9 protein-coding genes are annotated in these 7,940 nt (G+C 59.8%); 3 read left to right on the top strand and 6 right to left on the bottom strand.

Annotated features, from left to right (window positions below):
* Window positions 1-429: 429 nt before the first annotated feature.
* Genes QZ409_RS14850 through QZ409_RS14840 form a run of 3 tightly spaced genes read left to right on the top strand, consistent with a single transcriptional unit; the run spans window position 430 to window position 2,245 of the window.
* A complete protein-coding gene (locus QZ409_RS14850) occupies window positions 430-672 on the top strand; it encodes a type II toxin-antitoxin system prevent-host-death family antitoxin (protein ID WP_296712855.1) in 243 nt (80 codons plus the stop codon).
* Entirely contained in the window at window positions 672-1,088 is a 417-nt protein-coding gene (locus QZ409_RS14845) for a type II toxin-antitoxin system VapC family toxin (protein ID WP_296712854.1), read from the top strand. The genes QZ409_RS14850 and QZ409_RS14845 overlap by 1 nt, the downstream gene beginning before the upstream one ends.
* Window positions 1,085-2,245, top strand: a complete 1,161-nt coding sequence (locus QZ409_RS14840) for a site-specific integrase (protein ID WP_296712852.1) — start codon at window positions 1,085-1,087, stop codon at window positions 2,243-2,245. Before QZ409_RS14845 ends, QZ409_RS14840 begins: the two co-directional genes overlap by 4 nt.
* Window positions 2,246-2,302: 57 nt before the next feature.
* Here QZ409_RS14840 and QZ409_RS14835 read toward each other — a convergent pair whose 3' ends face one another.
* The 6 genes from QZ409_RS14835 to QZ409_RS14810 form a co-directional block, all read right to left on the bottom strand.
* A complete protein-coding gene (locus QZ409_RS14835; protein ID WP_296712849.1) occupies window positions 2,303-2,692 on the bottom strand; it encodes a type II toxin-antitoxin system death-on-curing family toxin in 390 nt (129 codons plus the stop codon).
* Entirely contained in the window at window positions 2,693-2,917 is a 225-nt protein-coding gene (locus QZ409_RS14830) for an AbrB/MazE/SpoVT family DNA-binding domain-containing protein (protein ID WP_296712848.1), read from the bottom strand.
* 497 nt (window positions 2,918-3,414) lie between these two features.
* Window positions 3,415-4,710, bottom strand: a complete 1,296-nt coding sequence (gene repC, locus QZ409_RS14825) for a plasmid replication protein RepC (protein ID WP_296712847.1) — start codon at window positions 4,708-4,710, stop codon at window positions 3,415-3,417.
* Between the two features lie 204 nt (window positions 4,711-4,914).
* Window positions 4,915-5,976 (bottom strand): plasmid partitioning protein RepB, encoded by a 1,062-nt coding sequence (gene repB, locus QZ409_RS14820; protein ID WP_296712845.1) that lies wholly within the window; start codon window positions 5,974-5,976, stop codon window positions 4,915-4,917.
* On the bottom strand, window positions 5,973-7,187 hold the full coding sequence (gene repA / locus QZ409_RS14815) for a plasmid partitioning protein RepA (protein WP_296712844.1): 1,215 nt from the start codon (window positions 7,185-7,187) through the stop codon (window positions 5,973-5,975). The genes repB and repA overlap by 4 nt, the downstream gene beginning before the upstream one ends.
* Window positions 7,188-7,657: 470 nt before the next feature.
* The coding region (locus QZ409_RS14810; RefSeq protein WP_296712842.1) for a DUF736 family protein at window positions 7,658-7,940 on the bottom strand (283 nt) is incomplete at its 5' end.

The following is a 7,940-nucleotide window of genomic DNA, read 5'->3' as shown; positions in this document are numbered from 1 at the left end:
CTCCCCCGGATCGAGCTCGATGAGGCTAACGCGCGAATATTTCAATGGATCGAGAGAGGCGACACCTGAAACGTCAAGGCAAAATCGGCGGCTGAATTTTAGTTTGTCGTTTCAAATTGACGTTTTTAAGCAAAACCGACACTCGGCTTGCGCCAGGGGCGCGTATATTTTGGCCCAATCGAGCATTTCCACGATGTTGGGGTCGGCTTTCAAGCGCCTGCGTTTCCTGCAAATGATTAACTATAACGGAAGTTAACATAGCCTTCGCTTCTGTCATAGGTGGCACTTTTTGAATCGCCCTATCACTATCGATAAGGATAGCTTATCGATAGCGATCAGACCAAGCACTTGACCAAGCCCAAAACGCGGCGCAAAATGCCCAAAATCGCGCCTCGCGCGCCGTGATTGAGACCATCGGAACTCGCCCCAATGCCCATCACCGTCAAGGTCGGCGAAGCCAAGACCCATCTGTCCGAACTGCTCGCCAAGGTCGAAGCCGGCGAAGAGGTGATCATTTCTCGCGGCAACGCCCCGGTGGCGCGGCTGACGCGCATTCGCTCCGAAGCCGACGCCGCCGGCGCGATCGCAGCGGTGCGGGCCTTGCGCGCCAGGGCCAAGCCCGTGACGACCGAAGAAATTTTGGCCTGGCGCCACGAAGGGCACAAATACTGATGGCCTTCGTCGTCGACGTCTCGCTCGCCGCCGCCTGGATCCTGCCCGACGAATCCTCGCCGGCGGCCGATCTTTTGCTCGCGAGTTTGAACGGCGGCCCCGCGCTCGCGCCATCCCTATTCTGGCACGAGGCGCGCAGCATCGTGACCATGGCCGAAAAGCGCGGGCGCATCGGCAAGGGCGAGGCCCTCGCCTATCTCGCGGGCCTGCGCGCCCTGCCGCTCGACACGCGCGGCGACGGCCCGGACGGCGTCATTCTGAGTTTGGCGCTGACGCATGGATTGACCTCCTATGACGCTGCCTATCTGGCGCTGGCGATAACCGAGCGGCTGCCTTTGGCGACACTGGACAAAAAACTCGCCGCCGCCTCCCACGCCGAACAGGTCGCGCTGCTCGGTCCCCTGGCGACGCCATGAAAAAGTCCGCCGCCCTCGCCGCCGAAGACCGTCGCGCGCTCGAGCTCGACACGCTCGCCGCCATCCTGCCGATCGACCGGCGCGACGCGCTGGCGATTTTGTTGACCGACGACGACGTCGCGACCCTCAAGCATCTGGCGCACGAGGGGATCGGCGCCAACAGTTTGCGGGCGCTGGCCTCCGATCTCGCCTATCTCGAGGCGTGGTCAATGGCTGCAACTGGAAGTCCCCTGCCCTGGCCGGCGCCGGAATCCCTGGCGCTGAAATTTGTCGCGCATCATCTGTGGGATCCACAAAAGCGCGAGACTGATGGTTCGCATGGCATGCCGGCCGGCGTCGAAGCGGATTTGCGCGAAAAAGGCCATTTGCGCAGCCTCGGCCCGCATGCGCCGGCGACGGTCAAAAGGCGATTGGCCCACTGGGGCACGCTGCATCGCTGGCGGGGCTTTGACGGGCCTTTTTCCGCTCCGACCCTGCGCGCGGCGCTGCGCCTGTCCGTGCGGGCCTCCACGCGGCCGCGCGGACGGAAAAGTAAAAAGGCGGTGACGCGCGACGTCCTCGACCAGTTGCTCGCCGTCTGTGACTGGAATCGCCTGGTCGATTTTCGCGACAAGGCGTTGCTGCTGACGGCCTTTGCTTCCGGTGGGCGCCGTCGCAGTGAAATCGCCGGCCTGCGGCTTGAGCAAATCTGCTCGGAGCCGCCCGTGCCGCTCGACCCCGCCGACCCGGCGTCGGGATCCCTGCCCTGCCTGTCCATCGTGCTCGGCCGCACCAAAACCGGCGCGGCCGACGAAGATGCGCGCGTCCTGCTGATCGGCCCGCCGGTCGTGGCGTTGGAGTTGTGGATCGAAAAAGCCAAGATCGCCAAGGGGCCGGTTTTTCGCGCGATCGACCGTTGGGGCACGTTGCAGGACAAGGCTTTGACCCCGCAGGCGGTAACTCTCATCGTCAAGGCGCGCTGCGCCCAGGCCGGGCTCGATCCCGACGCCTTCAGCGCCCATGGCCTGCGCTCCGGTTTTCTGACGGAGGCGGCGCGGCGCGGCGTGCCGCTGCCGGAAGCCATGCGCCAGTCGCAGCATCGCTCTCTGCAGCAGGCGGCGCGCTACTACAATGACGCCGAAGCCCGATTCGGCGCGGCGGCGCGGCTGCTCGTGTGATCTCCTGGCGCCAAATCTGCGTCGACGGGCGCACCGACCTGGGCGCGCCGCAAAATGCTAAACTGGCGCGATGTGTTGCTCGAACCACAGCGCAAGACTCGGTTCATCAATCTCTCCGGCCGCGAGCTTTTGCCAAACCATGACACATTCGACATCGGTCGCGTCCAGCCTGTGCCCGTTGAGGGCGAGGAAGAGTTCGGCGACAACCAATGACGTTCGCTTATTTCCGTCGACGAAAGGATGGTTTTGGCAAATTCCAAAGGCGTAAGCTCCGGCAAGCCGCGCCAAGCTCGCCGCCTCGTAGCCGAACAGATTTTTGGGTCGCGCCAGAGCCGACTCCAGCAGGGTTTCGTCACGAACGCCGGTGCCGCCGCCATGCTCGGCGATTTGCTCGTCATGGATGGCGAGCGCCACGGAGGCGGCGACCCATTTCGGTTCGTCGGCCACTTATTTTGCGAGCTCACGCAGCGCGTTGCGCCGCTTTTTCATGACGGCCCGCGCCGTCTCCATCTGATCGCCGAAATCGGGATCGTAAGGCGTCAGCCGCATGCCCCCAGGGGCCGGCGTCAGATAGAGGGTGTCGCCCTCTTTGAGATTGAACTGGGCCAAGGTCTCTTTCGGGATCGTCAGGCCAGTGGAATTGCCGATCAGACGCAGTTTGAGCGCGACCATTGTCTCCCCCCGAAATGCGAGCGTGTCTACAAATGTAATAACACAAAGCGGGGATTCGCTTCAAAGGAAATCGCAAATTGCGTCCACCTCCGGGTTTGGCGACCTGTAAGCCGCTGCGCGCACCCGGCTAAAGCCAAAAACGGCCGACAATGACCTCGGGCGCCGGCAATTTACGGCCTTGTTCGCCTTAGAACGGCCGGATCCATGTCCTCGCCGGTCCGTCGGAGGCCATCGGTTTTGAGCATGGCGAACACATCGGATCATTGCTTGGCGTCGAACAGGGCCCGCGCCGGAGCAAAACGCCCTCGGTCCTTTCCTCGACCACCAGTTTTTTGTGCTCGGCGGCCAATCGTTACGCTCCAATACGACCTTGGGCAGGATGACTTGCCCCTTGGCAGAAACCACGGACGTCAAACGCTCGCTCGCAGACATTTTCAACTCTCGCGTAAGACGGAGACCGGATTGACGTTTTCCAGGTGGAGACGATCGTCGCAAGGTCAACCCGTCGCATTTCGGGCGCGCCCTTGTTTGGCAAGCTTGCCCCGCAACAGCGCCATCAACACTGGACCTATTGAAAATTCTTTGGCGCGCGCCTTGGCCGACAATGCGCGGAGATAGCCACCTGGGCTGCCGATGGCCTCGCCTTTTTGCAAGATCGCCGCGATCATGACCGCCGCATCCCCTGCCCCCATGGTGTCCTGCGCCTCGCGCCAGGCGTCGGTCGATATTCCGAGCGCGGCGCGCGCCAGACCGGCCGTGGAGATCAGATCGCGCCACGAATTGACCCCATCCTTGGCGTAATCCTTTATGTCAGGGCAAGCTTCGAGCACCATTCCAAGAGGATAGGCTTTGATTGTCGCCGCAACCCTTGCTGTTTTCGCATCGGCGCCGTCTTGAGACTTTTGTGGAGCCCTCGACTCCTGGTCCAGTGAACCGAAATCAGCGGCCCTGCCTTTTGGAAGGCTAGGTTCAAGATCAATAGGGAGGTTTGGTTTTGAATTTTGTATGTGGCGCTCAGTTTGAGACTCATTGGCGCTTATATTTTGTGATTTTATATGCGTTTCCAACAGATTGAACACTTCGTCGGAGAGCAGCGCCAAGTCATTGGCCACCGGCTCGAGTTCCTCACGCGTCGCTGTACGCGGAATCCTGGCGACCATCGCGCGAAACATCTCATGGATCGAGGTCCAATCGGCGGGGCCCTGCCCTGCCCGCCGTGTCGGCACGCCCTCTTCCATACCGGTCACGATCATTTTGGCGATGTCGCGCCGGCAGATGGTGATCCGTTCCCGAACCCGTTTGAGCGCGCGTTCTTCGGCGCGCACGGCTTCGGCAAGCGTTTCCAATTCCTCGGCGCGAGCGACCAGTGGCGACATGTCGAAGCCAAAGGCGATCTCCACCTCCCCTGCCCCATCCTTGCGCGCATAGCGTTTCCCATTGGGGCTGTCCCGCCGCACGATCAACCCGGCGTCGACCAGGACGGCCAGGTGACGGCGGAGCGTCGCTGGCGCCATGCCATGGGCGCGCAAGCTGAGCTGCCGGTTCGACGGAAAGACCACGAGGTCCTCGCCGGCAAGGATGGTTTCGGGATGAAAGGTGAGCAGCGCATCAAGCACGGCCAGGGCGCGCTCGGACACGCCGAGACGCGCGCGCCCCGCGCAAATCGCCCGAAATACGTTCCACTTATGCGCAAATTTCTCCGGCGGGCGCGCTTTCGCCGCCGCCTGGCTGGCCACATGGGCAAGCGTCAGCGGCCGCCGCCCAAAGGGCGTCGTCGATTGATGTGGTTCCACGTTCTTTCACCTTGCGATTAGGCAAAAGAAATCTGCTCGCCGAAACTGCGCTAAATCTCTCACGAGACGCTTGACTGTGATTCGCGGAAATGTGATTCTCGAATTCGCCAAAACACGAGAAGGGCTTCCGGAACTTTGTTTCGGGGGCCTTTTTCTTTTGTCGTTAGGTCTCCTGCAGTTTACTCGTGGGCTACGCTCACGCTATCAAGACGGCTCTGAAGAACCAGCCTTAAATTCGAGATAGAGATCGCGAAGACGGTTCAGCACAAAATCAGCGAACTCCGGCGCCTTCTGTCGATCTATTGTTATAGAAACACGTTTCGCATTCTGCACGACTGTGCCTAGAGGCTCTCCATTGTTTGCTCGCCAATTTTCGCTTTGGGCGGGAATTGGCCGCTCCTTGGTCGAGGCAAGAACCCGTTTGAACCGTTCATCGCTCGTGAGCGTCGCGAGGCTTGGGTCTGAAGCCGCTTTCCTAACTGCCAGAGCGGTCTTTCCATTGGATAGATAGTCGGCGAGCTCAATCCAGCTTCGGCGACCGGTGCCTGGCGCTGGTCCAATCGCATCGACAATATCCTCTGGGATTTTGCTGACGACGGACAGCATATTTGAGAGGTCGCTCTTATAGATCGATAACGCCGCCATAATTGTCGCACGGCTAAACCTCTGTTCAAGACGGTGGGCGAACCGCGCTTTCTCAATATAGGAGAGGTCCTTTCGCTCATGGTTTTCTTGACCCTGAGCAATGACGAGTTGCTCGTCGGTCAAGTCTCGAACAACGGATTTAATTTGACGCCCGAGCGATGTGACCGCCCGAAGGCGGCGGTGGCCGAATGCTACCTGATACCGCCCCACTTTTTCGGGGTGCGGGCGCACAAGGATAGGATTGAATTGCCCGTGCTCGCGGATCGCTTCCGTTAAATCGGCCAATCCCTCAGCTGAAGACGGCATGCGGTCCGCGATGAATGACGGATCAATGAGCGTCGGATCAAGCTCCACGATCACTTGTCCAGCGGTCAGCTTTCGCTCAATTTCTTCTGCGCGCTTCGCTTTCTCGTTGAACTCCCCAAGCGATTGCCCGATGGCACCTACAGGCGTCGTCGCCGGATCGGAAAGCAATTCGGGTGAGCCTAAGATTGGTCGCGACCGCAAACGGGTCGGACGATGTGCATCACTCGCCGCATCTGCGCCCCCAGCTGTTGCAGACGAACTCTCGTTCGTGTGCCCAGCACCACCGAGATTTGTGAAAAGAGCTTTTCGGCTCATGCCGCCCTCCCCCAAGCCTGACGAATTAATCCCTCAATTTCGGCATTGACGAAGTTCACTGATTCGATGGCCCGGTCATAGGTCGAGCGCGTGAACTGGTTCCGCTCGACCTCGTAAATTGTTTGATTGGTCAGACCGGCGTCCGAAATCGCCGTGCTTTTCAGCATCGGATGAATCAGAACATGCTCTCCAAAAATGGAACGCAGAAAGGCCACCATCTGATTTTGCGGACCATCCCCGGGCTCGAACCTTGTGACCAGATATTTCATCCAGTCATAGTTCGTCGAAGCTCCGGCTTGCGCGACCTCGTCCAGCAAATCTCCGGTCATTTGGAGAAACTGCGCCATCGACATCACATCCAACATTTGCGGGTGAACTGTGATGAGAACGGCGGTTGCTGCGGTGAGCGCCGAGAGCGTCAAATATCCCAGTTGAGGTGGGCAATCGATGACGACGACATCATAGAGGTTCTGCGCTTGCGCCAACGCCTGACCGATGCGCGCAAAAAAAAGCGTGTCGCCAGCCTTCCGCGTCATGAGCGCTCGCGGCGTGTCGTGCTCGAACTCCATCAGTTCGAGATTTCCAGGAATAATATGCAGGTCCGGAATGTAGGTGCTGCGAACAACCTCCGCGATCGGTCGCTGACGTTCATCATATCGAATGGCGCCATAAAGGGTTTCGTTTTCACCGACGTGAAGTTCGGGCTGGAACCCGAATAGCGCCGATAAGCTCGCCTGTGGATCAAGATCGATTGCGAGTACGCGGTAGCCGTGAAGCGCAAGGTATTGGGCGAGATGAGCGGATGTAGTGGTCTTGCCGCTACCGCCCTTGAAATTCATTACCGTGATGACCTGGAGATGTTCCCCGGCTGTGCGATGCGGCAGATAGCGCCGATTGCCTCTTGCGCCATGATCCAGATGCTTGCGGATTTCATGAATGGCGTCGACGGAATAACTGCGGCGGCCGTTTTTGATTGTTGGGGCAATGCCATTTCCTTCGGCCGCGACTTGCCTCAAATAGCCTTCATGAATTCCGATAAGCCGGGATGCTTCGGCTGGACTGAATTGCCGAATTGTCTTTTCGGCCTCGGGGGGGAACGTATTGCGGTGATGCGCATGAAGCTGGCTGGCCAAATCGGCTCCGTGACGCTGAACGAGCGTCCGCAATTCGGCGCGTGCCGCAGTATCGCTTGTTTCGGGCGCCTTCACCATCGTACCGTCCATTATGCTTGAACCGCGATATGCGGAGTTTTTCGCGTTCTTGTGATTTTTCCGCGCGTGACTTAATTAATGCCGATTCTCTGACCTCTGCAAGAACTTTTCAGTTAACGACAGGTTAACGCTATGCGCCAGCGACCGCTCTACAATATTCGTACGAAGTTAGCCGCGGCTAACTTCGATGCGCGCCGCGAGCGCCATGCCTCCCATATTGGACCACGATTCGTTTGATCGCCGACAGCCCTATTCTTCCTCGTCCCCAATCCCCTGCCAAGGTAGGCATCCGCAACCAAACCGTATCAAGGCGCATATTTCCGACGTAGTGCGCCCATCTGTTGGAAGGGCGCTCCCATCGGGTTTGGATAGCCTGATTGGGGAACTCGCCCTCTTGGACAAGCGAATTGACGAATTAGGGCTGTCATTTTGAAGACCCCGGCTTGGCAGCCGGGGCCTTGTGCTGAGGCTCAGTCGGCCCGGCGGCCGCTGGGGCGGGACCAGATCAGCGAGAAGCCATCGCCGTCCTCGTCGTCGAAGAGGTTGGCATAGATCGGAGCGGTGAAGCTCGGATCGTCGAGCTTGAGGCCCAGATAGTCGCGGCCCTCGTTAGAGCGCTTGGACCAGGCGGCGCCGATCTCGACGCGGCCCACCATGACCCGGTGGCTGGGGGCGTTGTCGCCGGTGGCGCGGATGTCGGGGACGATGCGCACGCCCTTGGCCCGGACGCTGAGGGTGACGATTTCGCCGCTG

The organism is Rhodoblastus sp. (assembly GCF_019449565.1).
Classification (GTDB): Bacteria; Pseudomonadota; Alphaproteobacteria; order Rhizobiales; family Beijerinckiaceae; genus Rhodoblastus.
This window is presented reverse-complemented; position numbering and strand designations above follow the sequence as displayed.